The sequence below is a fragment of the Lysinibacillus sp. NPDC097214 genome, from assembly GCF_050277945.1.
GTDB lineage: Bacteria > Bacillota > Bacilli > Bacillales_A > Planococcaceae > Lysinibacillus > Lysinibacillus xylanilyticus_B.
On record NZ_JBNNSS010000005.1, the window covers coordinates 182,851 to 208,865 of the forward strand.

The following is a 26,015-nucleotide window of genomic DNA, read 5'->3' on the forward strand; positions in this document are numbered from 1 at the left end:
TTGGGATTAATTTGAAACAAAATGAAGTGTTTTTTCGTAGAGATAGTAGGAGGGATTAAAATGATACGAATTAACGGACGTTTTACGGAAGCGAAAATTTATTCAAATACAGCATTACAGTCAGCTATCGATCAAATTAAAGAATTGGTAAATCAAGCCTTTATGGAAGGAACAAAAGTACGGATTATGCCAGATTATCATGCAGGGAAGGGCTGTGTTATTGGCACAACGATACATCTTCAAAATCGTGTAGTGCCTAACCTTGTCGGCATTGATGTTGGGTGCGGGGTATTTGTAGCTGAGTTAAATGAGACGGATATAGATTTTTCTAAACTCGATGCTACAATTCGAACACATATACCAAGCGGAAAGGATATCCATCAGGAAGTATCTTCTGCACGCTATTTTATTGAATTCGAGGGGAGACAGTTTGTAGCGAGTGGCTTAAAGGATGACTATACGAATTTATCGCTGGGTACACTTGGGGGAGGCAACCATTTTATAGAGCTTGCAAAAGATGAAGCTGGTACACATTACTTACTTATCCATACTGGCTCGCGCTACGTCGGAGCTAAGGTAGCGAATTGGCATCAAAAAAGAGCCTTTGAAACATTGCAACGGGAAGATTTAAAAGTAAAAATAGACGAACTGAAAGATCAGGGGCGCGAAAAAGAAATTCAAGCGATGATTAAAGCTTATAAAGAGCAAAATCCAATTGTACCAAAAGATTTAGCCTATTTAGAGGGTGAGTATTTCCATGATTATATTCACGATATGAAAATCGCTCAGCAATATGCTCGGATGAATCGCTGGACAATTGCCGAAACAATCGCCAAGCATATGAACTGGCATTTTAACGAAACGTTTGATACGATCCATAACTATATTGATACGGAAACAATGACGTTAAGAAAAGGCGCCGTTCGAGCAAATAAAGGGGAGAAGCTCGTTATTCCTATGAATATGCGAGATGGTTCGCTCATTTGTATGGGAAAAGGGAATGCAGATTGGAATTACTCTGCACCACATGGGGCAGGTCGAATGTATTCTCGACGTGCTGCAAAAGAAGCATTAAACATGGAAGATTTTAAAGAAACGATGCAAGGAATTTGGACAACATCCGTAAACGAAGAAACATTGGATGAAGCCCCAATGGCATATAAGCCGATGTCAGAAATTACATCTGTTCTCGAGGAAACTGCGGATATATTAAAAGTGATTACACCCGTTTATAATTTTAAAGCTAGTGAAGCAGCTAAGCCTTATGAGCGGAAAAATAATAGAAATTAGTAATACTTGCACTAACCATTATCTATTAACATTATTTCTGTAATGATATAAAATAGGCTTACAAAGATGAAATGGGTGGTTTTTTGGTATCTTCAAAAGATGTAGCTAAGTATGCGGGTGTTTCTCAAACAACGGTTTCAAGAGTGTTAAATACTCCTGAACTCGTAAAGCCGAAAACTATTGAAAAAGTGATGAAGGCGATTGAAGAATTAAACTATGTTCCAAATGATATAGCAAGATCGCTTGTTCAGAAAAAAACAGGCATTATTACACTGATTTCAGGTCCGTTACATAATCCTTTTTTTGTTGATACAACAACTGCAATCGTTAATTATGTTAACGCTAGGGGCTATAAAGTAAATGTCTATTTTGGGGCTGAAGATAATTTAGAGTCTATTTATAATTCTGTTTTGGAAACGAAGGCTGACGCGATTATTTTATCGTCTATGTTCTATGAAGATGACTTATTTTTTAAGCTTGAAAAACGAGGCATCCCATTTATCATGTATAACCGCAAGCATCAAGAAAATAGGCATTTTGTAGAGATTGATAATGTGGAAGCTGGCTATATAGCGGCGAATCATATTTTATCTTTAGGTCATCAAGATATATGCTGGATTGGCGGCCCACATGAAATAAGTACTTTTTATGGAAGGTACAAAGGCTTTAAAAATGCATTAAAGGACAGCTCTATAGATATAAAAACAGTGTCATCGTTTTTTACAAATACTAACAAAGATGATATTGAACGGGTGTTTGAAGAAATACTAAAGCTTCCCAAGAGGCCTACCGCTATTTGTGCAGCAACAGATGCAATTGCCATTGAAATATTAAATCTTTGTTTAGAACGGGGCTTTCAAGTTCCTAAAGATTTTAATGTGATTGGCATTGATAATGTGGAGCTTAGTAAACACCATTCGATTGCCTTAACAACAGTAGGCTTAGAATCCGAAAAAAGCCTCGGATTTATTGCTATTGAAAAATTATTTGAGGTAATGGAGAAAAAAAGTGCTTGCATCCAACAAACAGAATCTGTTAGACTTTTTCCAAGAAATACAACGTGTGAAAAATGAACTGATGAACATCAGTTTGTTTTTTACACCATAATGGTTACGTATTCATTTTTTTATTTTTTGAAATGAATACGTAACCATTTAATGAGAGGAGTGAGTGAGGTCTTGAAAAGAGACTTATTTATTAGTGGACAATGGCAAATGACAGATGAATATATGGAGGTTCATGCCCCCTACTCAAATGAGGTCGTAGCACAATTTGCTATGGCAAATGAAGATGATGTACAGCATGCAATTGAAAGTGCTCATGCAGCAGAATCCGAAATGGCAGCCTTAACAGCATTTCAAAGAGCAGAGATTTTAGAACAATTATCTGATCTATTTACAGAAAATCGAGATGAGGCAGCTCGAATTATTTCACTAGAATCAGCTAAGCCGTTAAAATATGCCTATGCTGAAATTGATCGAACGATTGAAACTTACAAATTTGCAGCAGAAGAAGCGAAGCGACTATCTGGTGAAATGATTCCGATGGATGCTTCTAAAAGTGGAGAGGGTAGATTTGGTTATACAATTCGCGAACCGTTAGGGGTTATTGCGGCCATTACACCTTTTAATTTTCCGCAAAATTTAGTGGCCCATAAAGTTGGACCGGCATTAGCAGCTGGAAATACGATAGTTTTGAAACCTGCAACACAAACAGCTTTATCTGCTCATTTTCTAGCAAACCTATTGGCACAAACAAATTTACCAGCAGGTGCATTTAACTTAGTAACAGGGCAAGGAAAACTAGTAGGGGATGCATTTTTAGCACATCCAAAAGTGAAAATGATTACATTTACTGGGAGCCCAGCTGTAGGTATTTCTCTTCGCAATCGCGCTGGATTAAAGAAAGTCACATTAGAACTTGGTTCGAATGCTGGTGTTATTGTTGATGAAGGGGTTCAACTCGATAAAATCATGGACCGAATTGTTATGGGGGCTTTTTCAAATCAAGGTCAAGTTTGCATCTCCCTACAGCGTATATATGTAAAAGAAAAAATAATGGATGAATTTTTAGAGCAGCTAAAAGCAAAAGTAGAACGGTTAACAATAGGGGACCCACTTGATGCAACAACAGATTTAGCGATGATGATTTCAGAAACTGAGCAACAACGTGCTGTCACATGGATAGAAGAAGCGGTAGCAGAAGGTGCGGAGGTACTGACAGGTGGTCGTATTGAAAACAATATTTTACTTCCAACAGTGTTACTAAACGTATCCTCTAATAGCCGAGTATCTTGTGAGGAAATATTTGCACCTGTAGTTATTGTCAATACTGTCTCATCAGTAGAAGAAGCCATTGATGCGGTTAATGATTCAAATTATGGCTTACAGGCAGGAATATTTACACCCTCAATTGAGACGGCCTTTAAAGCTTCAAAGAAACTACAAGTCGGAGGTGTCATCATAAATGACGTTCCAACATACCGTGTGGATCAAATGCCATATGGTGGCGTTAAAGAAAGCGGAACTGGTCGTGAAGGAATCAAATATGCCGTTGAAGAAATGACAGAAATGAAGCTAGTGATTTGGAATAACAGTTAATCATGAGTCATTTAGAAAATCGACAGAAGGCTATTATGAATAGATGGGAGTATAACAATTATGCATAAATTAACCTTTACTCCTGCGAGTTATACAGGCTGGGGTTGTTTGAATCAGCTACTACCGGAAGTAGAAAAATTCAAAGTAAGTAATATTTTAATAATCACGGATCCATTTTTAAAAGAGTTAGGTTTAACAGATCATCTTGAAAAGCCTTTACTAGAAAATGGGTACTCTACAACTATTTACACCGATATTGCCCCAGAGCCACCGCTCGCAATTGGTGAAAAACTAGTTGGATTTACAAGAAAACATCATTTTGATTTAGTGATTGGTTTAGGGGGAGGAAGCGCATTAGACTTAGCGAAACTTGCCGCGGTTTTAGCAACACATGATGGGAAAGTGGCAGATTTCTTAAATTTAACGGGAACAAAAACCTTTGAAAATAAAGGATTGCCTAAGATTTTAATTCCAACTACATCTGGAACAGGCTCAGAAGTGACAAATATTTCAGTACTGTCACTTGAAACGACGAAGGATGTTGTGACACATGATTACTTATTAGCAGATGTCGCCATTGTAGATCCGGCGTTGACAATTTCCTTACCACCAAAAGTGACTGCTGCTACAGGTGTAGATGCTTTAACACATGCAATTGAGGCCTATGTTTCCGTAAATGCAAACGAAGTAACTGATGCACTTGCACTACAAGCTATAAAATTAATTAGTGGCTCTATCCGAACTGCTGTGCATGACGGTCAAAATATGCAGGCACGTTCGGATATGAGCTATGGCAGTTATTTGGCAGGCTTAGCCTTTTTCAACGCCGGTGTTGCAGGAGTACATGCATTAGCCTATCCTCTTGGTGGCCAATTCCATATTGCTCATGGTGATTCCAACGCGGTATTATTACCTTATGTAATGGGCTATATTCGTCAAAGTTGCGAAAAACGAATGAAAGATATTTTAGATGTAATGGGTATATCATCAGCGTATTTATCGCAAGAAGAGGCTTCTTATAAATGTGTAGATACATTGAAGCAACTTGTGCAGGATGTTAATATTCCGTCAACATTAAAAGGATTTAATATACCAGAATTAGCACTGGAACAACTAACTGATGATGCGACAAAGCAAACAAGAATCTTAGCACGTAGTCCGATGCCGCTTAAGCGAGAAGACATCTATACTATTTATCGTGCTGCATTTGATGGAGAGGTTCGAGAACCTCAGTCATTATAACAAGAAAAGAGAAACGTTGATCGCCGGCGTTTATTTATTTTTAAATAGTGATAAACGGATCAAAAAAGTACACGAATTAAAATGTCTAGAGTATCATGCGGAATTAAAATTTATGAATATTTTCTAGATATTCTGGTTCTCTATCTTGTGATTGGGTATAAAAATTTAGGAAAACTATTTGTTAATGATGAAGCACATCTCTTCTACTTAAAAGGTATTGAATGCTACTAAATCCGAACGAAGAATTTGGATTTCTTTTATATGCAGATGATAATTTTCATGAATTAGAAAAAAGCGACTAAGTTTCCAAGAACGGAGACTTAGTCGCTTTTTGCATGATCCAAGCTAAATCTTCATTAATAAATTTTAAGCTTCAGAATCAGGAGTAAATGAGCGTGTCGCTAATTCTGCGTCAAGCATAAAGATTGCGTTGGAGTCATTTTCTATGCGTTCAATTTTACGGATTAATGTGTCGAACGTAGATTCTTCTTCCACTTGCTCGTCAATGAACCATTTTAAGAAAGCCATAGTCGCGTGCTCGCGTTCATCTAAAGCGATATCCGATAAATGATAAATACGGCGCGTTACTTCTTTCTCGTGTGAAAGGCCAGTTTTGAAGGCATGTAAAATAGACTCGAAATGATTATCTGGACTATCAAAGCCCTGAATTGTTGCACGGTAACCCATATCACTTAGGAAATTATAAAATTTCATCGCATGGAAGCGTTCTTCTTCAGCCTGTACTAAAAAGAAGTTGGCAAAGCCATCATAATCTTGATCTGTGCAATATGCTGCCATCGCCATATAAGCATGCGCAGAGTAAAATTCGAAATTCATTTGTTCGTTTAGTGCTGTGTGTAGTTTTTCAGATAACATAAATATTTTCCTCCCTTTACAATATATATCTTCTGCTTCTCTTATAGTATACAGCGAATAATGGTAGGTTGGCAAAGTTTAATTGATTTTTATTCTCAATTAGAAAATTTAATCAAATTGATTCTTTAAACGCCAAATTACTTCTAAAAGATTGACAAATAAATTAATGAAATCTAAGTATAGATTTAAAGCCATACCAACGACTTCGGCATCTGAAACGTGATTATGTCGGATTTGGTTGAAGTCATAGACCGTATAGAGACTAAAAAGTAGTACAGTAATTCCAGCAATAATCAGTCCAACTATGTTGTTAACAGGAATAAACATAAAGATTAGTGAAAATACAATTATGACGATTAATACGGTGAATAAATAGCTTCCCCAATTGGAAATGTCTTTATTCATCATCATACCAATCAGTGCTAGCACAATGAAAATAGCTACTGTTGCTACGAAGACAAGTAAAACAAGCTGTTGCCCTAGCTCCGTAATGTAAAATTGTGTTGTCCAGAATAATAAAATTCCCATTAAAAAGGGGATTGCATACATAATGGAATTAGCAAGCTTCAGACTACGCACAAAGCAGGCGATGATAAGAAGTACAAGAGTAATAATAGATAACGGCATGACAACTGCTGGAGGTAATAATGTTGCTATGTACATTCCGACAACCGTCAGTCCCCACATGAAAGCAAAGTGTTTTAAAATTTTGTTTAAGTTTTGATTTTTAGCATACGCCATATAGAAGAATCCTTTCTTTTGTAAAAAAACTTTTATAGTAACATACGAACCCATTTCGAAAAAGATTCCAACCAAAAAAAATTGTATCACCATATCGAGGGGGTGGTTTCCGTTCGGGAATTACCTCGGTTTGGTGATACAAACACTAACCTGGTCTTCGCAAGGACCAAGTAATATTTTTACGTATTATTTTGCATTCTTTCTTTGGTTTTTCACACCAACTAAATAACCACCAAGGGCAATTCCAATTAAGACAATCCAGAAAATAGCCTTCCATATAGTTGAGTGTGGAAATTCATGTGGAATAATACCTAGTTTTTCGTGTGCTAATGTTAGAACAGCCAGCTTTACACCAACCCAACCAACGATTAAGAAGGCAGCTGTTTCAAGTGATGGGAATTTATCAAGAACTTTCACGAACCAACGAGCAGCAAAACGCATCATGATGACACCGATAATACCACCTAAAAACATTACTGAGAATTGTCCCGCATTAATGCCACCAACATCAAAATTTCCGATATGAGGTAGTGTCACCGCAATGGCAACAGCTGCTAAAATTGAATCTACCGCAAAGGCAATATCGGCTAATTCTACTTTCATGACAGTCATCCAGAAGCCAGCTTGCTTTTTAGACTCATGAATTTCTTCGGGGTTTTGCACGGCTTTCCGTGAATCGTAAATATGCTTACCAGACATGATTAATAAGTACGCAGCACCAAGAGCTTGGATTTGCCAGAAATTAACGAGCGTAGTAATAAGAAATAATGCAGCAAAGCGGAAAACAAATGCTCCCACCAACCCATATAACAGTGCTTTCTGCTGTTGTGCTTTTGGTAAATGCTTAACCATAACGGCCATAACAACTGCATTATCGGCAGCTAATAAACCTTCTAGTACAATTAATACGACGAGTACCCATGCGTATTCAAGTAAGATTGCCTCCAAATTAATTTCCTCCTTTAGTTAGAACAGAAATGAATAAACTTCTTTTAACGTAGTCTTTGCTTTTTTAGGCAAAATAAAAAGACCTCTGCCTAAAAAATAGGCAAAGGTCTTGCTAAGCAATAAACTGTTTGTTGAACAGAAAAATTTCTGTACGTCAATATATGCCTTCACACCCGATGGTAAATAACCATGTAATGACGAATGTGAAATCAGATGCTTCGTTCGCATCTGCTAGCTACTCCCCTTTGACATAATTGTCAAAAGATATTCAATTCTTTACATAAATTATAGCATGCTCATCGTTAATTGCAAATAAAAAATGTGAAGCTAATTAACTTCTTTCAGCATATATTTTTGTACCGAAAGAAAAGCGACAGCAACATGGTTTTATCTGTGCGAAAGCGAAGCGACAGCAACATTCGACTGTGTGACCCATCACGTTGGCCCAATGCCAAGGCATAATTGATGCAATAAATTTAAATATCCTGACAAATTGTTCTGTACATTTGAGGGGATATTTTTAGATTATTCATTAATGGTCCCCGTAAATATTTTACGACCGGAATTTACTTGGTTAACGTCTATTTTTAATTTACTAATAGAACTAGATGTAAGTGGGATTTTCCCATCCTTCTCTAGTTTTTTCCACACTTTCACATTTTTTCGATATAGCTGTTCAGAAAGGCGATAAATATCAATATCTTGCGCTAATGCTTCTTCATACGTTGTTATGATTTCTTTTTTCACTTCTTTGATAATCTTTTTTCTGATTTCTTTTTCTGAAACATTCCTTTTGAAACCATTTACAGTTGCATTTAATTTTACATCTACCTCAAAGGTTACTTGATTATTTTTAACAACTGGTTTGATCGCTACCTTTATTTTTTCTAATGTTGTCGTTAAATAATCTGTTTCGTTATCATCTAATTTAAAAGTTACTTCACCTCTATGCGTTCTATTATGCATCCATTGCATGCCTCTTGCTGTATCATTCTTAAGGAAGCCTTTAAACCCATCCTTAGAAAGCACACCGACCCCCATAAAGGCAGTATCCTGACCTTGCTGCTTTGCCATTTCCCAGTTTTTATTGATGGTTACATAAGGGATGCCAATTTCATGATTTGGTTCATTTAAACCAATCACTAAATTTCGAAAATTAACTGGCTCGATAAATGTTTCTTGATCTGCTGTATTTAAGGGATTACCAAGCTTTGATGATGTTAGGGATTTATTCAAAATAGGCATTATTAGAAGGATGTCTTTTATAGGGTCTTCTGTACAATAGGTCCAAATTTGATACCTTGTTTCCCTATAGCGCAATACACTATCTAAAATGGAAAGGGCATTTTTATCTTGCATTGCTTCCTTGGAGAAAATAATGTAAGTCAAATGCCCCCAAAACACTTTTTGGTCTATAGATCGAAATAATTTAAAAAGTGCTTCTTCCAACGTTTTTCCCTTAGATTGGCCAACCTCTGCCTGTGCTGCTTGAGGGTGAGGGTTAGGGTTAGAACTTTCGGATGTTGCTACATTGGTGAAGTTAATTAATTGCAAGTAGATTTCATATTGACCCTCTTTATAATCAATACCAAGGCCATCAACATAATACATTCTTTGCGGTTCGGTTACATCCCAACAACCTGAAAGAAGTAGTGAAGTAGCTAAGCCCGATAGTAAAATTATCTTTTTCTTCATTGCTTCTTCTTGCTCATAGAAGTACGAGTGTTATCTTGGGGTGCAAGTGCTTTATTTCGCTCAGTGTAACCCTTTGGCGATAAACGGAATATCGATTTTTTTATAGTCATCCAATTTAAATCTGTTGCAAGATTCATGTAAGAATAACCATAGATCCGGATATTACACAAATAAAGAAGTGTGAAATATAATGAGATAAAAAATCCAAATAAACCAAAGAAAGCACTGGCAAGAATGAATGTAATACGTAATAAACTGATCGTTGTGACAAGCGATTGGTTCACAAGCGTAAATGATGCAATTGTAGAGATTGCAATAACCACAATCATTTCTGGGCTTGTCACACCTGCACGAATGGCCGCATCACCAATAATTAAACCGCCAACAACGCTTATCGTACCTCCAATAACAGAAGGCAGGCGTAAGCCAGCTTCTCGAAACAATTCAAACATTAGTAGCATTATTAGCATTTCGAGAGAGGAGGGGAGAGGTAAACCTGTTTTTGCTTGGACGACGGTTGCTAAAAGCTGGAATGGCAATTGGTTTTGGTGATAAGTCGTCAGCGAAAGCCAAAAAGCAGGCAACAGCAAACCAATTAAAATGCCAAGAATCCTCAAAACTCGTTCTATGGAACTGAAAATGATGGGGTATTCATTATCTTCAGCAGATTTTAATAATAAAAATAAATTGACAGGTGTGATAACGGCATAAGCTACACCATCGACGAAAATGAGAAAACGTCCCCTAATTAGTGCTTGAATAGCGTAATCGGGTCGTCCAGTGTAATCGAATTTTGGGAAAAGTTTGGAGTTTTTATTTATTCTCTCCATTAATACATCCCCGCTAAAGACAATATCTGTATCTACTGAAGCAAGTTGTTTTTTTATTCCGTGTAAAATATCCATATCGACAATATCGTCAAAATAAAGTATAGCCACGGTTGTTTTTGAACGTTTTCCTAACTCCACTTTTTCAACACAAAATGAATTTGTAGGTAAACGTTTACGTAATAGTGCAATGTTAACGCGAATATCTTCGATAAAGTTATCCCTTGGCCCTTTAACAAGTACTTCCATCCTAGTTTCTTCAGGATTTCGATTAGGCTTTTTAGCGATATTACTAGCATATAAAAGTTCTTCCTCTTCAAAATAAAGCAATAGGAAACCGGTATAGACATAGGTAATGGCTTCTTCTTTATCTTTGACTTTTTGAAGGGTGGGGACATGAAGCTGCTGTGTAATATTTTCTTCTAAGGTTGTATTATCTAAATGATCGTAAAGATATTGGATTCGCCGAATAATGACTTCATTGAGCATTTGCTGGTCGATCATCGCATCACAGGTAACGAAATGAACCTTTTTTTGATTAAATGTATATTCCTGAAATTGAATATCTGCAGATTTTTGAAATAGTTTTTTTAAGGTGTTTAGGTCTATAGCCTTCTCCTGCTGAGGCATTATGATTCACCACTTTCCATTTCTTGTTTTTCAGGTTTTCCTTTTTTAGAAGACTTCTTCTTTGAAAAGAAAGCTACGAGTACGAAAAATAATGACAAAAGTAAAAAGAAAATAAGAGTAACTGATAATATATAGTTCCCTTTCACCTTCAAAAATATGTTTTCATTTAAAATAATTAGCGGCAAACAAATTAGAAAGAAGGGAGGAGCTATCATTCTCCATATTTGCTTCGGGTCCCCAGTCATTTTCAATAAATCTGCTATAACATACAACAGGAAGCTAACTCGTATAAATGTTCCAGTAAGCCATTGATATATAGAGAAAAAGTCAAGATGCTCAATATAGCGACCAATCGAAACTAATCCCCACTCCTCGTAGGCGGGATATCTTTGCTTTGCAGCTTCGGTTGGTCCAAATTCTGCAATTGCGCCCATGAGTGGTCCTAAAGTAAGCCCCATTAAAATGAAAAGCATGATGCCAAAATGATACCAACGAATGCGATCTTTAAACTGGTGCTGTAAAAATAAAAGTATAAATAATTCAATAAACCCTGATGCAGGGTAAATCATCCCTTTTATAGCGGGTTGGAAACCATGCTCAAAAAATGGACGTAGTAGCTCGTAATCTTTTACCTGTATATTTGTAAATGCTACAAAAAAACCAAAGACAATTACACCGAATAAGACAAAGACATTTAAAATAACCATGGTTTGTAAACTTGTTGTAACGAGGAAAATACAAAGAATTGTATAAATGAGTAATAATATAAAGGCTGGTGTTTGAGGTAAAAACGTTGAGTTTATCCATTGTAACGTTTCAACCATCGTAAAAGCAGCTAGAATGAGTAAATAAATGACGATAAGATAAATGACAATTGTAGAGCCGATTTTTCCGATTTTGCCCTCTAACCAGTCTCGAATAGGTTCCTGATTCGTCTTTTTTTGAATATAAACTAAAAGAAATAGCCAGAAGAATATAATAACGAAGGCCAATAATACAGATGCCCAACCATCTCTCCCTGCAACGTCTAGTATCGGGGGAATAATGGTTACGTGATTTTTTAAGCCAATAACAGTCATAGATAAGAAGACAACATGTAAAATACTAATTGATCCTACGCCTTTCATATGAAAACCCTCTAACGTTAATTGATACACTTTAGCTTAGACAAAAAGTGAGAGGATTATAAGCGTGACAAACTACTCTGAAGAGAAGAATTTAAATTCGTAAACCCACCACGTTCATGAAAAGTTTATCACCGAAAAAAGCGAAGTATTTGACCATTGTAATGTCAAATACCTCGCTTTTGGGAATTATATTTTTTTCGCTTCACAAAGAGGGGATTAAATAACCGTGGGGGAGAAAGAAAACCCCGACGGATTGTAGTTTTACATTATTAGTAAATGATTAATGAATATAATTAGAGCTTACAAGATTATTTTTTAAGACGTCTGTTGGGATTTCAAATTCCACAACGCCCATATAACCAGGTGCTACTTCGTATTTATCGAAAGAGATAACAAGCTTACCTTTATCAGAAATATAGAATTGTTGATCAGCTTTAACAGCTGTAAATTCATCTAAAACCTCTTCATCAGGAAGGCCTGCTCCTTTTAACCAGTATACTTTTTCTTGGTTAGATGCGGCAGCTTGTTCACGCATTTGTTCCTTAATGTTTTCACTGATAGTTTTAATATAACGATCGTCTTTAAATAGCATCGGTAGTGTGATTAAAATTTCATTTTGTTTATCAATTGTGTCGTATTGCATTACTGTAGAAGAAGATGCAACAGTATTGACAGTATAACGACCAATCGACAAGATTTGGTCATTATCAGTTTTCACCTCATAGCCACTATCTACGCCTAAATGACCGCCACCTTGAGCCTTGATATCACCAACTTCGGCAATAAAGTCATTATAAAGAGCTTTACCTTCTGAACGGTATTTTTCGTTTAAAGTAGTAGCAAGATCTTTATTGTCTAGGTTTTCAATAGAAGGTACTTTTATGTCAGCATCATATGAGTCATCTGCTACTTTATATTCAGTCCATGTTAAGACTTTAACGACACTACCAACAACAGGAATGTCTGAAAGTGTTCGTGCCATTGCAGGACTGACATTTAAACCAGCTGTAAAAAGCATTGCAGCTGCCGCAGATCCTAGTAACCATTGTGGTGCTCGTTTTTTTCTTTTCTTTTTACCTTGTTTTAGTGCGTTTTCAACCACAAGATCAAGCTCCTTTGGAATAGGTACCTCATTATATTGTTTTTCTAGTTCTTTTAATTTTTCATCCATGTGCTGTTTCTCCCTTCACATCTTGTAATTCTATTTTCAATAGTTTTAACGCTTTATAAAGACGTGATTTAGCGGTACTCAGCTTAATGTTAAGTATATTTGCGACATCAGCGAGCTTTAAGTCTTCAAAATAGTGTAAAATGACAACTTCACGATACATAATTGGTAATTCATCTAACGCATGCTCTAAATCAACGTTTTCGTAAACATCCTCTTGTGCAGGAGTTAAATATTGCAATGTATCATCATCTGTCACTTGTAAACGTTTATGCTTACGTAAAAAATCTATAGATGTACGTACGACGATTTTATAAAACCAACTTTTCATATACTCGACATTTTCTAGTCGATCGAGCGAAAGCATTGCTTTTTGAATACTGTCTTGTACAACATCAAGTGCGTCCTGTTCATTTTTTGTATAGCTATACGCGAGCAAATAAAAACGCTCTTTCTGTTCACGAATTAACTGGACAAACACCTCTTCATGTTGAAATGCATTTCTTGTTTTCATGTCCAAAGAAGCTCCTTTTTAACATTTTCAAATTGTATACAACTACTAGACGTATGAAAGGGGAAAAAAAGTTGATAGCAAAAAAACTTATCTCATTCTAATAACTTCAAAGATAAGTCATTAGTACTTGGTAATTAATCCCGCAAAACTGTCAGTAAAAAATCGATTTGTGATAATCATTAGTGGGGATGAAGCAATCCTCCACTGGTGAAGTTGCACTTTGAGGTACATTTTATTGTGGTGAAAAATCATAGCAAATTATAAACCTTTTACAATTGCTTAGAAAGGGGAAAAAGGAAATTGGTCACAATTACAAATAATATTGCCCAGGGGAGGAAGAGCATTTGAACAGCTGCAAGTGCAATCGAAGAAAATACCCTAGAATAGTATCGAAATAAGAAAGCATCTACGGACCTTTTTCTACATGAACCATCTCGTACATATAGTAGAGTGAAAATACAAGTAATTACTTCTTAAAATAAGATTTGAAGAAAAGGAATTCTTATTGAATAGGAGAGTCTTAATCACAATTAAATGGCACCGTTCTTGGATATAGACCAGCACCATCTTGCATTAAAAGGCATTTTTTTACGTAGTAATCAGTGATGAATTTAAAGAGTTTTTAGCTGCTTTTTTTGGCAGGGTATCTTTTATTCTCAATTATAATAACAGAAAGGAACATTAGGTATGAAAAAGTCTAAAGACGCTAAAGATTTAAAGGATAGTTTTATACCATTGGGAATGATTTTTGGTAGTGCTCTCGGTGAGATTTTTGGCATGTTTTTCAAACCAAACTTTCTAGTGTTTACAATGAGTTTAGGGGCTGGAATAGGCTATTTATTTGGAGTGATTGCCTATGGAATTTATAGTAAGAAAGAATAATTATAGACTGAGAAGTATGAATAACACAGAACTTTATTAGAAGCATGCTGTATTTTTACCATGCTTCTAGTTGTTTGATATATTGATAGCTACGGATATAACATCTTCAATGGAGATTGCCCCAGCTAGTTTGATCTTCATCATAACGGCATTGAAAAATTGATAGATATGCCGAATCAATCATGAAAAATAATCATATGTATTTTTCAAAAGTAATAGAATTGTCACAACGATAAATAAATTACGTACATACCCGCTGCCACGTTTAATGGCAAATTTAGAACCAACAATTGCCCCGGCAATTTGTGCAAGTCCCATCGGTAAACCATAGGCATAATTTATTTGCCCTAAGTATATAAACATAAGAAGGGCTGCGATATTACTTCCGAAATTTAAAAATTTGGCATTACCTGCCGATTTTAAAAAGTCGAAGCCAACTATTAAAAAGGCAAACAGTAGAAATGAGCCTGTCCCTGGCCCTAAAAAGCCATCATAGAAGCCAATTAAGGTAATAATCGCCACAAAAAGTGCATAACGCTTAGGTGTCAATTTTTTATAGGTAGAAATGCTACCCCAGTCTTTCTTGAAAATAGTATAAATAGCCACAGCTGCTAGCATGACAAGCATAAGTGGTTTTAGAACACTAGGATCCATAAGATGGACAATCCATGCACCGATCATAGAGCCTATAAAAACAAAAGGGAACAATTTATAAACGGATTTAATATCCAATTTACCAGAGCGATAAAATGTAATAGTGCTCGTTAATGACCCCATAGTGCCTGCTAACTTATTGGTAGCGACGGCTGCAGATGGTGGAAGACCAACAAACATAAGAGCAGGTAATGAAATAAGCCCGCCTCCTCCTACAACAGAATCGATAAATGCAGCTAGAAAGCCAAAAAAAATAAGAATGAGTAAAATGTTTACATCTAAATCAAAAGGCACAGCAGGTCATCTCTTTTCTATAATAATAATTTGATAGTAGCGAAATGAAAAGTAACTGTAAATAGCTTTAATGATATTTTTCTGTTAATTTTGGGAATTTCAGCTCTTTTGATATTTTTAAATTCTGCAAAAATCAAGAATATTCTACTTTATGTGTATATTTTAATGTATTATGTAGGTGATGATGTTTCTTGCGTAAAGGGGACGTGATGACATTTGAGTTTAGGAAATCATGTAAGAGTATTTGTTTGTGTTGTATGTATGGGGCTACTTGTCGGATGTGTGTATAATGCCAAAAAAGATATAACTGATAATGAGTATATCGATACTGTAAAAGGAGGGTATTTGGGGAACTTTTCAGATGTATCTGTTCGTAATGCATTTAATTACGCATTTTTTGAACCGTATTGGCGATATTACCAGGCAAAAACAGGCGAGCATGTTGTCGAATTATCAGGTGATATTACATTTGAAGATGAAAAAGGACATGCCATTTTACAGTTCGTAGTGGATGAACAAACAAAGGAATTTTCTATTTATGCAATGAAATTTAATGATGTCGTATTGAGTCCCAAACAAAACCGGTTGCTTATTGGCATGGTTTATGACACATGGCATGCAAAGCGGCTTGCCTATGAGTAAGGTCTTTTGCTTTGTAAAAAGAACTTCCTATATTACAGTAAGGAGGAATGCTTAGACAGAGAGGGTGTTGTCAATGAGATTAAGTATTTTAGATCAAATGCCTATACCAAAAGATCATACTGCTGAAGAGGCTTTTCGACGTACAGAACAAATAGCGCTCTTAGGTGAAGAGCTTGGGTATCATCGTATGTGGTTAGCGGAGCACCATAATAGCCATTCACTGGCAAGTTCGGCTCCCGAGGTTACAGCTGCTTTCCTAGCAGCGAAAACATCACGTCTTCGTATCGGTACTGGAGGCGTGATGATGATGCACTATTCTCCATATAAGCTGGCAGAGGTCTTTAAAACATTAAGTGGCTTAGCACCGAATCGTATTGATTTTGGTGTGGGTAGAGCCCCAGGAGGTGACCATGCCTCTATTTATGCACTAGCAGAGGGACGAAGACAACGTTTTACAGAGCAATACGATAAGCTCGAGATCATTTTAAAACTGATGAATAATCAAAAAACAGGGGAAGAAGTCTATGATCAAGTGATTGCGGCACCTGTAAATATCCAATTACCTGAAGCTTGGTTACTTGGGTCAAGTGGTCAAAGCGCTATGCAGGCAGGTCGATTAGGTGTAGGTTATTCATATGCACAATTTTTCACTGGCAATATGTCAAAGGATATATTTGATACGTATAGGGATTACTTTATACCTTCCTATTATATGGAGAAGCCACAAATTATCGTTACTTATGCGGCGACAGTTGCAGATACGTTAGAGGAAGCGGAATATTTGGCAAAACCGATTGATATTACTCGTCTTCATCTTATGAAGGGACAAATCATTCAAGCGATGTCACCTGAGGAAGCGAAGGATTATCCACTTACGGAGTTGGATAAAATGACAATTGCTAATAATCGAAAAGCCAATCTTGTCGGAACACCGAAGGAAATCGCTGAATTTTTAGTAGCAGAGCAAGAGCAATATGGATTTGACGAAGTGATGCTAAACTGCAATCAATACGCACTAGAAAGTCGCTTGAATACTTTTAAGTTAATGGCAAAGGAATTAATACGAACACCATAGCTTTAGTGAAAGAAGTGTTGCAAAAGTCTTATATTGAATCTACTAATCAATAAAAGTAACGTCGAATTTGCTAGTGAAAAAACTCTATGATTCATGTAAAAGGAAGTACAGCAAAGGAACATGGATGTTTGTCATTAGAAGTTTTGCGGAAAAATAACAGAAATAGAAGTCATGTTCAGTACGTGAACATGACTTTTTTGCTTCCGAAGTTTTGGCGATTACTCAATATGCAGGGGATGTCATGCTCGAAGCAGACGAACTTTTATTAAAGTGCATTTTAGACAATATAATAACTAATGCTAAAAAGTATAATCCTGATGGTACTAAGGTATTATGATTTACCAAAATCGACTTTAAATTTGATAGTACCATTAGAAAGCGTTGCCTGCGTTTTATATCCTAATTGTTCAGCAAAGCTTTTAACTGTTGCAAGTCCGAGCCCAGTACCTGAAAAGTTCTTGTCACGAGAACTTTCTCCAACATAAAAAGGTTGCCATATTCTAGAAATATCTGTAAGCGTAGTATCATTACTAATTTCAAACACACCGTCTTGGTGAAAGATAATTTGAATTTGATCCTCAGAAGCGTATTTGACAGCATTACTAATCATATTTTCAAAAATGAAACGTACTTTATCTTGCTCAGTCGTCAGCGTAAATTCAGTAACTTCAGTTTTAAAATAAATTTGTTTTTCCCCTTGTATATGTCGATAATTATCCAATATCTCATTAATCAACATAATTAAATCAAAGTTAGTTTTATTAGAATCGTTTTCTTCTGTTTTGGCGAAATAAAGCATATCTGTTATTATTTTTTCCATTCTATCAACTTGCTTGTTAATGGTTGTAAGATAAGTTCCATCATCCATACCATCTTCAATTCCACTGGAATATACTCTAACTAATGCTAAAGGAGTTTTAAGCTCATGGGTTAAACCAATCATAAATTGCTTTAAGTCAATGTTCCGTTTAGATAAATCCTGTTGCGCTTTTTCGAGTGCCTTACTCATTTTATTAATACTTTTTGCAAGGTCCTCAATTTCATCTCCTGACCGAACTTCAGCCTGTTTAAAATCCAACTCGCCAATTTCTTTTGCAACCTTTTTAAGTTCATTTAACGGTCTTGTTAGTTTTCGGGACAGAAAGGCAGTAATTATAATAATCACTAAGATACTGACTATCAAAAAGAATATGTTAAAACGATTAATAAAATAGGCTATATCAATAAAATTAGCCATAGAGGCTCCAATCATAATTAGCTGATTACCCTCTTTTGAATAATGTGCGATAAAACTGGACTTTTGTTTTCCCTGATTGTAAACCTTGCCCACAATTTTATCCTCATTAACTTTTTGTAATACTTCTTCAGAAACCCAAAATTTATTAAGTGCAATATGTTCTCTTGCAAGTTGCTGTTTTAAATTTTCATTCAGGACATTAATATTATCTTCTAGCGATACTGAAAGAATAGTTACATCAAATCGATGCTCCACCAAACTCTTATCCTCAAATTCCTGGTACACTGAAAAAGCATTAGTTACGTTTTTGTTCAATTGATGAAGATAATATCTTGGTAGAAAAAAATGACTTACCGCAAGTGAGATGCTAAATGTGATGATAACAACAAGAGTTATATAAATAGTTAATTTTGTTCCAATTTTTCTTTTCATTCCCTTGTACTATATCCAACGCCTCGATGCGTTTGGATAATATCCTCTCCAATCTTTTCACGTAGACGTCGAATATGTGTATCTACTGTCCGTGGATCACCCTCATAGTCTATACCCCATATTAAATCAAGTAGTTGATCTCTCGTTAATATTTGCCTTCTATTTTGGCTAAATATACGTAAAAGCTCGAACTCAGTCTTTGTTAAAATCAATTCTTCTCCAGATTTCCATACACGTTTGCTTGAAATATCAAATGAAACATCGTTTATTCGTTGAATGGATTCCATCTGCAACAATTTTTTTGCCCTCATTAATAAAACTTTTGGATAAAATGGTTTATTTACATAATCATCAGCGCCATCAGATAGGGCAATAAATTCATCTTCTCCTGTATCTCTAGCTGTTAGTATTAATACTTTAATTTTTTGATTCTTCTTCATTTCGCGGCAAACTGTAATCCCATCTTTTTCTGGCATCATCCAATCCAAAATGGCCAAATCAATTTTTTCATTATAGAAAATATCAAGTGCCTCTGAACCATTTGTAGCCGTAAATACTGTAAATCCTTCCTTTTTGAAATAACTTTGTAAAATCCTTAACATATCTAGTTCATCATCAGCGATAAGTACATTCATATATTTATCTCCTAATTGTCATATTTCTCTAAATTATACTGTTCTATAATAGCAATTAATTTTTCAGGATAAATAGGGTCTGTGGCATAATGATTTTTCTTCAAAGCATGTGCTGCTTCCTGATAATTCGCTGCAGCAAGAACATCATAATATTGATGCTTATTCCAACTCGTTCCTTCTAAAAATAATTTAGTATGGTCAATTAAGGCACTTTTCAAATCTGGATAAGCTCTAAATTCAGCTTCTATTGTATAACTTTTATTATTTTTATATTCAATAGTTGCCATTTTTACTGACATGCCATTGTAGCTACCTTTTATCCCAAATAAATTATTTGCTTTTACAGCCAATTCACTTTCACCATAATTCGATTCTAATATAGCCTGAGCTATTATTATGCTCGGTAATACTCCTCCTGTTTGTTGGTTTAATTCTACAGCTATAGGAGCGATTTCATCTATAAAATGAAATTCTCTATTTTCTTTCTGAAATAGTCTTATAAAAAAAACAGAGAGTAAAGCTAAACTAACTACTAGTATAATTATAAACACTTTGTATTTTTTATATTTGCAGATTCTTTTCATTATATAACCTCTTTTTAAATGAATTTATTACATGTATTTTAAAAGAGGAATGTTACAGTCATTTTACAAAAGAATAAGATTAGATGAAAAACCTTTAATACGATTAATGAATACTTTGTTCGCTTCTTTCTAAAAAAAAGTAGTACAAACTATGGTTTGTACTACTGATAAATAATTTTTTCTAAACCTATGTGTAAAAGAACAAGGTTATTTGTTCAGTCCTTTTTTCAATGCATCCCAAATCGAATTATCAACTTCTATATCTTTTCTATCCGGTAGTTTGCCATTATCCTTAGCTTTCCAATAGGCCTCCTTGACTGGCTGACTTCCTAATTCAAAATCCATACCTTCCCACGTATCTTCACGAAATGCATAAAATGCCCAGTGCCAGCCATAATCATCGAAAATATCAATTAAATCCTTTATATATTGATCGGCACCGCCAACCATTCGGTTAATTCCAAACTCTTCAGCCATAATTCGGTTGTTTGGTATATTGTGTTGCTCAGTCCATTGTACAACTGGTTCTAAAAAATCTTTCAATGCAGCTTTATCGAACATTTTTTCTGCTTGATCTTCACCAACCTTCACCTTGCCAGGATAAGTGTATGTGAATCCTTTTTTTCGATTTTGGCTTGTCATTTCATAAGGTTCATACATATGGAAAGCATATAACACATTATCGTCATCTATTGGTTTTAAATATTTAATCGCCCATGGAGTGGCAAATAAACCTGAATCTAAAATAATTGGTGTGTCAGAATCTACAATTCGTATAGAATCTACAATTGTTCCATAAAGCAGGTTTAAATCTGCAGGAGTATTTTCCAATTTGTTGTACCATTTGTTATAATCTTCAGTCCAAAAATCATTAAATCCCGTAGCTGTTTCAGGGTGTGGCTCATTCACTACGTTATATCCAACCACTGCAGGATGATCTTTCAAACGGAAGGCAAGATCTTTCCAAAAAAGTGCTGCTTGCTCATGATATTTAAAGTCTTGCCAAATACGGTCGTCATTTTCATAGTTATTAAACTGCCTCCAACGATTTCCTGGAAGACTTAGAACAGTCAGTACAACTTTTGACCCTCTTGCATATGCTGCATCCAAATCCTCTTTTAACTTTATAAAATCTTCTTCAACAATTCCCTCATATTGATCTGCATTACCGATTAAGAAATCCTTATTAGGACTAGGGTCAGGTTCGTCATTAAATAAGAAGCCTCTATCTTTTGCCCATTTATCAGGTGCTAAACGGATAAATTCAATATTGAATCCATTCGCCTCTTCATAATTTTTCGGTAAAGAAGAAGAATTCATAAAGTTTGTTCCTTTTCGTTGTTCATTCCAAAAATCATTCTTTACCTCCTTAACTTCCTTTACTTCCTGTATTTCATGTTTCTTTTCTTGCTCTAAGGAACTACAACCAGCAGCAAGTGCTACTGTTAAAAAACAACCAAGGGAGGCTATCATTTTGAATTTTCCGCTCAGCCATTTCCTTTGATTTATTACTCTCATATTATCACCTCGTTATATATACTACTGAACCAATGTTACGTGAAAGTGACAAATAAGCAGATGTGTGTATGTTTATCTGAAATCAATCTGAGGATCATTTAAAAGTTTAATGATGGGTATTCGATAGGGGAGAGATAGCAATTTTAGTTTGTTATTAAATTGCTAATCGAAAAATGATTCTTTGAATCTTTTTTATATAAATCTCCAAAATGACAACTTCCTGTAACAATAAGATGCTACAACATTTAATAAATTGTAGTTTTTTATGATAAATATAGAGGTGACATATGAAAGGTAATACGAAAAACACACAAAAAAATAGGTTATCAATGGTAAAATTAATCACTCCCTTGAAACTGTTAATAAGAAGGATGTTTCAACAGAAAATTAAGTGGAAATGTGTTATTTCCCTTATAATCTTCATTTTTCCAATCGCTACTTATTTATACGCGTCCCACTTTGAAACAAAATCATTGTCTATTACATGGACTGATATCAAAAATCCTAATATTCCTGAAAGTTTTCAAAATGTAAAGATTGTGCAATTCTCTGATACACACTTTGGACCGAATTTTTCTCATAAGCAGCAGAAAATGCTAATCGATCAAATAAACGAAATTAATCCCGATATTGTAGTCTTTACAGGTGATTTAATTGACAAGTTTCGTGAGTATACTACCGAAAGAAAATACTCACAAACTATTTTGTCACAAATTCACGCACCTCTTGGAAAATATGCAGTGTTCGGTAATCATGACCGTGGAGGCGGCGGGGGGTATTTGTACGAACAGTATATGGAGGAGGCGGGTTTTACAGTTTTAGTTAATGAAACTATAAAAATTAAGGCAAGCAATGATGACTATATTACGATTTCTGGTCTTGATGATTTTTTACTTGGCAAGCCAAAAGTGCAGCATACCCTTCAACACTTACAAGAGAAGGACTTTAACATATTGTTAGTGCATGAACCCGATGCAGTAGATGAAGTCCTTGAGTATCCAGTTGATTTTCAAGTATCTGGTCACAGTCATGGAGGACAAGTACAACTTCCATTCATTGGCCCTATAATCACTACTTCATTAGCAAAACAATATGTAGAAGGCATGTATTCATTAAAGGGGAAATCAAAACCATTACAGTTGTATGTAAATCGAGGTATTGGTACAACAAGAATGCCTATACGCTTCTGGAGTAAGCCAGAACTTTCTGTTTTTTTATTAAAAAATTGAAGATACTCGCAAGATCTCCTTTCCATTTAATCTAGGAGAATAAAAACGAAGCCTAATCATTTCGATTAGGCTTCGTTTTTTACTGTAACCCTTCATGTGTCTTCACAATTTTTTCTGTATTATTTCTGTATATTGTATATTTGTATCTCATCTCTTTCTGATCGTATTCCTTTAACATCCCTATAGAAGGCACTCAACTCAATGAGCTGCTCCCGAAACGGAAATGCGTCATTCGCATATATGTCTATTTGTTTGGCATAACTTTTATTTAGAAAACTTTCAGCTGAGAAAGCAGGAAAAGGTGTTAATTGACTTTTTTCGTTTTCAAAAAGGTTTTCTTTTGGTAACAGAAAGAATAATGTAAAGCCCACTATTATATTTCCAACCATAATTAGAAGTATATGTGATTCCACAGTAATTGAGAAAGTGAAAATCATAAGTGAAAAATAAAAAACTTATCACTATGTATCTTATAAATATTAAGGATTATTAAGTATTTTTCCTACTGTTTCTTTAGGTTTGAAATGTATTCTAAAGCCGTAGAAAAATTCAAACTAAGGGAGTGGTAAAAAACAATGGCAACAAACCGTGTTACCTTCATCGATACAATGCGTGGATTTAGTTTATTTGGCATCTTAATGGCGAATTTGTTGATTTTCCAGTATGGCATGTCTCGCTCAGATGCAGTAAAAGATCTATCCGCCATCGATAATGTATATTTCCGTTTATTAGAAATTTTTATAGATGGATCATTTATGCCGATCTTCACTATTTTATTCGGTTACTCTTTTATTAAACTTATCGAATCTATACGTAAGAAAAAGGAGAAGAGTCTATGGTTCATCTTTCGTCGTGCAACGGGGCTAATTGCTTTAGGTTTACTCCATTCACAATTATGGAAAGGCGATTTTTTATTAATCTATGGAATCATGACTTTACTTTTAATTCCATTTATTAATCGCAAACCAAAAACATTATTTATCAAGCCATTGCAAATGGAAAACTGGGTAATACTATTGAAATTAAGGGGAATGATGAGTTAAGTCAACTTGCCACGAATATTAACTATATGTCAAAAGAATTGGAAAATAAATTCAATCATGAGAGGCAAATAGAGAGTGCAAAAAACGAACTTATTACAAATATTTCTCACGATTTGCGTACACCTCTAACGTCCATCATTGGATATATAGATTTATTGAGAAAAAAAGAATATAGAGATGATGAACAATTAAATGAGTATCTGGAAACTGTTTATTCTAAATCACAAAATTTTAAGAAACTTATTAATGAACTATTTGAATACACAAAACTTACAAGTCCTGATCTAAAATTAAATTATACTGAAGTTGAATTAGGCAGATTACTCGAACAAATAATTGGAGAATATACACCTATTTTAGAAAAGGAAGGTCTGGTTATTCAAAAATCAATACCTGAAGAAGACATACACGTATCGATGGATATTGAAAAAATGGTGCGTGTTTATGATAATCTTCTAATGAATGTAATCAAATACAGCATGAAACCTTCTATTATAAAAGTAGATCTTTATGTAGATGGCATAAAAGCTATTTTGTCTATATCCAATCAAGTAGAGAAATTACCAGTACAAGACGTTACTAAATTATTTGAACGCTTTTATCGAGGGGATAAGGCAAGAAAGGAAGAAGGAGGGTCTGGTATTGGACTTGCCATCTCTCAAAGAATTATAGAGCTCCATGGCGGAACAATTAAGGCTGATTTTAGAGAAGATTGGTTAAAATTTAAAATTGAATATATCATTAAAGAATAATAGCTTATGGGAAGTTTAAGCTAAAATCAGCTCTCCTCTATAGATTTCTTATCGGTTGTTTATGGTAATGTTAACTGAACCCTGAATAGTAGACACTTAAAAAAAAGTGGATCTATTCGGGGCTTCAATATCATAAATACTATAAAAAATGTCCAATGCAAATATATGCATTGGACATTTTTCCTTTTACATTTTAGCTGAGCCACTAACAAACTGTGTATCTTTATAGTACATATTTTTAACAAGAACGTTTGGACCTAAGCATTTTACGGCTGGACAGTGGCAGTTTAGTAATTTTGCTAAATCTGTTGCCATCCATTTATCAAAAATTGCTGGTAATTCGTCGTTTTCAATATTGCCGAGTGCAGGTGTATCGCCAAAGTCTGTCACAATGACATCACCTGTAAAGATATTGACATTTAAGCGAGAGCGACCATCTGGATCATTACGCATCGTAACGTTCTTTTCTTCTCGTAGTCGATTTAGAAGTTTTTGATCTTCTGCATTTATGCTACATGGATAGAAAGGTAGCGTACCAAACAACATCCAAGTATTTTCATCTCGAACATCAAGTAGATGATGAATCGCATCACGAGTTTCCTCAAGAGATAGAGAAGTTAGTGCACTTGCAAAATCTGAAGGGTACATCGGATGCACTTCATGGCGTGCACATTTCATTTCATTGATGATCTGGTTATGGATATGCTCTAAGTACGGTAAAGTTTTCTTGTTTAACATTGTTTCCGCTGATACCATTACACCGTGCTCTGCAAGCATTTTTGAGTTATCAATCATGCGTTGGAACAAAGCTGCACGCTGTTCATAAGTCGGTTTTCGCTCCATCATGGCAAAGCCTGTTTCGACGAATTCATCAATCGTACCCCAGTTATGTGAGATATGTAGTACATCTAAATACGGTGCAATCAGTAAATAACGTTCAGGCTCCAATGTTAGGTTGGAGTTGATTTGTGTTCGTACGCCTCGTTCATGCGCATATTTCAATAAAGGTAATACATAGTTTTGAACGGATTTCTTAGACATCATCGGTTCTCCACCAGTAATCGAGATAGTTTTAAGGTGTGGGATTTCATCAAGACGCTTTATAATTAGCTCAATTGGCAGTGCATCTGGGTCTTTAGTTTGTAATGTATAGCCAACGGCACAGTGTGCACAGCGCATATTACAAAGAGTTGTTGTTGTAAATTCAATATTAGATAGGGTCATTTCCCCATGTTGTTCAACATCTAAATACGCTTCCCATGGATCAAAGGCAGGCGTAATTTTTTGTAGAGTCGTCATAATTCGTACATCTTCCTTTCTAGCACTCTATTGTCTCATATTCGCTGTTATTTTCAAATATGAAATTATCGAAAGGGCTAT

General features: G+C 35.2%; 24 protein-coding genes and 1 pseudogene. 10 read left to right on the forward strand and 15 right to left on the reverse strand.

Annotated elements, in window-relative coordinates; translation table 11 throughout:
- The first annotated feature begins 60 nt into the window (after window positions 1-60).
- The 4 genes from ACQKMI_RS13425 to ACQKMI_RS13440 all read left to right on the forward strand — a co-directional run bounded on the left by ACQKMI_RS13425 (window position 61) and on the right by ACQKMI_RS13440 (window position 5,132).
- A complete protein-coding gene (locus tag ACQKMI_RS13425) occupies window positions 61-1,290 on the forward strand; it encodes an RtcB family protein (RefSeq protein ID WP_427489645.1) in 1,230 nt (409 codons plus the stop codon).
- An 83-nt stretch (window positions 1,291-1,373) separates the two neighbouring features.
- The gene (locus ACQKMI_RS13430) at window positions 1,374-2,363 is read left to right on the forward strand and encodes a LacI family DNA-binding transcriptional regulator (RefSeq protein ID WP_427489647.1); all 990 of its coding nucleotides are present in this window, start codon (window positions 1,374-1,376) and stop codon (window positions 2,361-2,363) included.
- 105 nt (window positions 2,364-2,468) lie between these two features.
- Window positions 2,469-3,890 (forward strand): aldehyde dehydrogenase family protein, encoded by a 1,422-nt coding sequence (locus ACQKMI_RS13435; protein WP_427489649.1) that lies wholly within the window; start codon window positions 2,469-2,471, stop codon window positions 3,888-3,890.
- A gap of 60 nt (window positions 3,891-3,950) precedes the next feature.
- The gene (locus ACQKMI_RS13440) at window positions 3,951-5,132 is read left to right on the forward strand and encodes an iron-containing alcohol dehydrogenase (protein ID WP_427489650.1); all 1,182 of its coding nucleotides are present in this window, start codon (window positions 3,951-3,953) and stop codon (window positions 5,130-5,132) included.
- Window positions 5,133-5,498: 366 nt separating this feature from the next.
- On the opposite strand, the gene ACQKMI_RS13445 is transcribed toward ACQKMI_RS13440, so the two are convergent.
- The 8 genes from ACQKMI_RS13445 to ACQKMI_RS13480 all read right to left on the reverse strand — a co-directional run bounded on the left by ACQKMI_RS13445 (window position 5,499) and on the right by ACQKMI_RS13480 (window position 13,658).
- A complete protein-coding gene (locus tag ACQKMI_RS13445; RefSeq protein ID WP_427489652.1) occupies window positions 5,499-6,008 on the reverse strand; it encodes a ferritin in 510 nt (169 codons plus the stop codon).
- 108 nt (window positions 6,009-6,116) lie between these two features.
- Window positions 6,117-6,749 (reverse strand): Bax inhibitor-1/YccA family protein, encoded by a 633-nt coding sequence (locus ACQKMI_RS13450; RefSeq protein ID WP_427489654.1) that lies wholly within the window; start codon window positions 6,747-6,749, stop codon window positions 6,117-6,119.
- A gap of 186 nt (window positions 6,750-6,935) precedes the next feature.
- Window positions 6,936-7,697, reverse strand: a complete 762-nt coding sequence (locus ACQKMI_RS13455; protein ID WP_427489656.1) for a TerC family protein — start codon at window positions 7,695-7,697, stop codon at window positions 6,936-6,938.
- Window positions 7,698-8,222: 525 nt separating this feature from the next.
- Window positions 8,223-9,392 carry a Ger(x)C family spore germination protein gene (locus tag ACQKMI_RS13460; RefSeq protein WP_427489658.1) on the reverse strand — a complete coding sequence of 390 codons (1,170 nt, stop codon included), beginning with the start codon at window positions 9,390-9,392 and terminating at the stop codon, window positions 8,223-8,225.
- On the reverse strand, window positions 9,389-10,849 hold the full coding sequence (locus tag ACQKMI_RS13465) for a spore germination protein (RefSeq protein WP_427489660.1): 1,461 nt from the start codon (window positions 10,847-10,849) through the stop codon (window positions 9,389-9,391). Before ACQKMI_RS13465 ends, ACQKMI_RS13460 begins: the two co-directional genes overlap by 4 nt.
- Window positions 10,849-11,976 (reverse strand): GerAB/ArcD/ProY family transporter, encoded by a 1,128-nt coding sequence (locus tag ACQKMI_RS13470; RefSeq protein WP_427489662.1) that lies wholly within the window; start codon window positions 11,974-11,976, stop codon window positions 10,849-10,851. The genes ACQKMI_RS13465 and ACQKMI_RS13470 overlap by 1 nt, the downstream gene beginning before the upstream one ends.
- 280 nt (window positions 11,977-12,256) lie before the next feature.
- The gene (locus ACQKMI_RS13475; RefSeq protein WP_427489664.1) at window positions 12,257-13,147 is read right to left on the reverse strand and encodes a DUF3298 domain-containing protein; all 891 of its coding nucleotides are present in this window, start codon (window positions 13,145-13,147) and stop codon (window positions 12,257-12,259) included.
- Window positions 13,140-13,658 (reverse strand): sigma-70 family RNA polymerase sigma factor, encoded by a 519-nt coding sequence (locus tag ACQKMI_RS13480; RefSeq protein ID WP_427489666.1) that lies wholly within the window; start codon window positions 13,656-13,658, stop codon window positions 13,140-13,142. Before ACQKMI_RS13480 ends, ACQKMI_RS13475 begins: the two co-directional genes overlap by 8 nt.
- Window positions 13,659-14,330: 672 nt before the next feature.
- Here ACQKMI_RS13480 and ACQKMI_RS13485 point away from each other — a divergent pair.
- Window positions 14,331-14,540: pseudogene (locus ACQKMI_RS13485) on the forward strand (hypothetical protein); the annotation flags it as partial.
- A 180-nt stretch (window positions 14,541-14,720) separates the two neighbouring features.
- Here ACQKMI_RS13485 and ACQKMI_RS13490 read toward each other — a convergent pair.
- Window positions 14,721-15,488 carry a TSUP family transporter gene (locus ACQKMI_RS13490; RefSeq protein WP_427489668.1) on the reverse strand — a complete coding sequence of 256 codons (768 nt, stop codon included), beginning with the start codon at window positions 15,486-15,488 and terminating at the stop codon, window positions 14,721-14,723.
- Window positions 15,489-15,704: 216 nt separating this feature from the next.
- Between ACQKMI_RS13490 and ACQKMI_RS13495 the strand changes: the two genes are divergently transcribed.
- Window positions 15,705-16,130 carry a hypothetical protein gene (locus tag ACQKMI_RS13495; protein WP_427489670.1) on the forward strand — a complete coding sequence of 142 codons (426 nt, stop codon included), beginning with the start codon at window positions 15,705-15,707 and terminating at the stop codon, window positions 16,128-16,130.
- Between the two features lie 73 nt (window positions 16,131-16,203).
- A complete protein-coding gene (locus ACQKMI_RS13500) occupies window positions 16,204-17,205 on the forward strand; it encodes an LLM class flavin-dependent oxidoreductase (protein WP_427489672.1) in 1,002 nt (333 codons plus the stop codon).
- 331 nt (window positions 17,206-17,536) lie between these two features.
- Here ACQKMI_RS13500 and ACQKMI_RS13505 read toward each other — a convergent pair whose 3' ends face one another.
- The 4 genes from ACQKMI_RS13505 to ACQKMI_RS13520 all read right to left on the reverse strand — a co-directional run bounded on the left by ACQKMI_RS13505 (window position 17,537) and on the right by ACQKMI_RS13520 (window position 21,566).
- On the reverse strand, window positions 17,537-18,874 hold the full coding sequence (locus tag ACQKMI_RS13505; RefSeq protein WP_427489674.1) for a histidine kinase dimerization/phospho-acceptor domain-containing protein: 1,338 nt from the start codon (window positions 18,872-18,874) through the stop codon (window positions 17,537-17,539).
- Window positions 18,871-19,509, reverse strand: a complete 639-nt coding sequence (locus tag ACQKMI_RS13510) for a response regulator transcription factor (protein ID WP_079563409.1) — start codon at window positions 19,507-19,509, stop codon at window positions 18,871-18,873. Before ACQKMI_RS13510 ends, ACQKMI_RS13505 begins: the two co-directional genes overlap by 4 nt.
- Window positions 19,510-19,520: 11 nt before the next feature.
- Window positions 19,521-20,093 (reverse strand): glycoside hydrolase family 73 protein, encoded by a 573-nt coding sequence (locus tag ACQKMI_RS13515; RefSeq protein WP_427489677.1) that lies wholly within the window; start codon window positions 20,091-20,093, stop codon window positions 19,521-19,523.
- A 207-nt stretch (window positions 20,094-20,300) separates the two neighbouring features.
- A complete protein-coding gene (locus ACQKMI_RS13520; protein WP_427490107.1) occupies window positions 20,301-21,566 on the reverse strand; it encodes a glycoside hydrolase family 5 protein in 1,266 nt (421 codons plus the stop codon).
- Between the two features lie 416 nt (window positions 21,567-21,982).
- On the opposite strand from ACQKMI_RS13520, the gene ACQKMI_RS13525 reads away from it, so the two are divergent.
- Window positions 21,983-22,840 carry a metallophosphoesterase gene (locus ACQKMI_RS13525; protein WP_427489679.1) on the forward strand — a complete coding sequence of 286 codons (858 nt, stop codon included), beginning with the start codon at window positions 21,983-21,985 and terminating at the stop codon, window positions 22,838-22,840.
- 119 nt (window positions 22,841-22,959) lie between these two features.
- Here ACQKMI_RS13525 and ACQKMI_RS13530 read toward each other — a convergent pair whose 3' ends face one another.
- Entirely contained in the window at window positions 22,960-23,277 is a 318-nt protein-coding gene (locus tag ACQKMI_RS13530) for a DHHW family protein (protein ID WP_427489681.1), read from the reverse strand.
- A gap of 138 nt (window positions 23,278-23,415) precedes the next feature.
- Between ACQKMI_RS13530 and ACQKMI_RS13535 the strand changes: the two genes are divergently transcribed.
- Window positions 23,416-23,883 (forward strand): DUF418 domain-containing protein, encoded by a 468-nt coding sequence (locus tag ACQKMI_RS13535; protein ID WP_427489683.1) that lies wholly within the window; start codon window positions 23,416-23,418, stop codon window positions 23,881-23,883.
- A complete protein-coding gene (locus ACQKMI_RS13540) occupies window positions 23,814-24,635 on the forward strand; it encodes a HAMP domain-containing sensor histidine kinase (RefSeq protein WP_427490109.1) in 822 nt (273 codons plus the stop codon). Before ACQKMI_RS13535 ends, ACQKMI_RS13540 begins: the two co-directional genes overlap by 70 nt.
- 186 nt (window positions 24,636-24,821) lie before the next feature.
- Here the strand turns inward: ACQKMI_RS13540 and yfkAB are convergent, their stop codons facing one another.
- Window positions 24,822-25,934 (reverse strand): radical SAM/CxCxxxxC motif protein YfkAB, encoded by a 1,113-nt coding sequence (gene yfkAB / locus ACQKMI_RS13545; protein ID WP_427489685.1) that lies wholly within the window; start codon window positions 25,932-25,934, stop codon window positions 24,822-24,824.
- Between the last annotated feature and the right edge of the window lie 81 nt (window positions 25,935-26,015).

Coding starts and splice junctions, on each gene's coding strand:
- ACQKMI_RS13515 (WP_427489677.1), bottom strand. CDS start 20,093: ATGAAAAGAATCTGCAAATATAAAAAATACAAAGTGTTTATAATTATA.
- ACQKMI_RS13530 (WP_427489681.1), bottom strand. CDS start 23,277: ATGATTTTCACTTTCTCAATTACTGTGGAATCACATATACTTCTAATT.
- ACQKMI_RS13535 (WP_427489683.1), top strand. CDS start 23,416: ATGGCAACAAACCGTGTTACCTTCATCGATACAATGCGTGGATTTAGT.
- yfkAB (WP_427489685.1), bottom strand. CDS start 25,934: ATGACGACTCTACAAAAAATTACGCCTGCCTTTGATCCATGGGAAGCG.
- ACQKMI_RS13505 (WP_427489674.1), bottom strand. CDS start 18,874: ATGAAAAGAAAAATTGGAACAAAATTAACTATTTATATAACTCTTGTT.
- ACQKMI_RS13480 (WP_427489666.1), bottom strand. CDS start 13,658: ATGAAAACAAGAAATGCATTTCAACATGAAGAGGTGTTTGTCCAGTTA.
- ACQKMI_RS13475 (WP_427489664.1), bottom strand. CDS start 13,147: ATGGATGAAAAATTAAAAGAACTAGAAAAACAATATAATGAGGTACCT.
- ACQKMI_RS13510 (WP_079563409.1), bottom strand. CDS start 19,509: ATGAATGTACTTATCGCTGATGATGAACTAGATATGTTAAGGATTTTA.
- ACQKMI_RS13450 (WP_427489654.1), bottom strand. CDS start 6,749: ATGGCGTATGCTAAAAATCAAAACTTAAACAAAATTTTAAAACACTTT.
- ACQKMI_RS13425 (WP_427489645.1), top strand. CDS start 61: ATGATACGAATTAACGGACGTTTTACGGAAGCGAAAATTTATTCAAAT.
- ACQKMI_RS13520 (WP_427490107.1), bottom strand. CDS start 21,566: ATGATAGCCTCCCTTGGTTGTTTTTTAACAGTAGCACTTGCTGCTGGT.
- ACQKMI_RS13445 (WP_427489652.1), bottom strand. CDS start 6,008: ATGTTATCTGAAAAACTACACACAGCACTAAACGAACAAATGAATTTC.
- ACQKMI_RS13470 (WP_427489662.1), bottom strand. CDS start 11,976: ATGAAAGGCGTAGGATCAATTAGTATTTTACATGTTGTCTTCTTATCT.
- ACQKMI_RS13465 (WP_427489660.1), bottom strand. CDS start 10,849: ATGCCTCAGCAGGAGAAGGCTATAGACCTAAACACCTTAAAAAAACTA.
- ACQKMI_RS13500 (WP_427489672.1), top strand. CDS start 16,204: ATGAGATTAAGTATTTTAGATCAAATGCCTATACCAAAAGATCATACT.
- ACQKMI_RS13460 (WP_427489658.1), bottom strand. CDS start 9,392: ATGAAGAAAAAGATAATTTTACTATCGGGCTTAGCTACTTCACTACTT.
- ACQKMI_RS13440 (WP_427489650.1), top strand. CDS start 3,951: ATGCATAAATTAACCTTTACTCCTGCGAGTTATACAGGCTGGGGTTGT.
- ACQKMI_RS13525 (WP_427489679.1), top strand. CDS start 21,983: ATGTTTCAACAGAAAATTAAGTGGAAATGTGTTATTTCCCTTATAATC.